The 420-nt window shown below is 62.8% G+C and carries 1 protein-coding gene; it reads left to right on the top strand.

Annotated elements, in window-relative coordinates; all coding sequences use genetic code 11:
- Window positions 1-86: 86 nt before the first annotated feature.
- A partial coding sequence (locus AC1D0P_RS30450) for a 3-deoxy-7-phosphoheptulonate synthase (protein WP_477680140.1) occupies window positions 87-420 on the top strand: 334 nt, incomplete at its 3' end.

Genomic DNA, 420 nt, shown 5'->3' with positions numbered 1-420 from the left:
GTCACAAGGTGAGTACGATGGCACAGAATTGGAACCCGCAAAGCTGGAGGTCTAAGCCCATTCAGCAGGTTCCGGAGTATCCGGACATGGCTGCATTGCAGGCCACGGAAGCTCAGCTTGCCACCTATCCACCGCTGGTTTTTGCAGGCGAGGCGCGGCGTCTGAAGGCCTCGCTCGCCAAGGTAGCCAATGGAGAAAGCTTCCTCCTGCAGGGTGGCGATTGCGCCGAGAGCTTCGCCGAACATGGTGCCGACAATATCCGCGATTTCTTCCGCGCCTTCCTGCAGATGGCCGTGGTGCTGACCTWCGGCGCCCAGAAGCCGGTCGTCAAGGTCGGTCGCGTTGCCGGCCAGTTCGCCAAGCCGCGCTCGTCCGGCGTCGAGAAGCTGGGCGATGTGACACTGCCGAGCTACCGCGGCG

It is taken from the genome of Polaromonas sp. P1_G2 (assembly GCF_056405515.1).
Note: the sequence above shows the minus strand (reverse complement) of the source record. Positions and strands in the feature narration are given on the sequence as shown.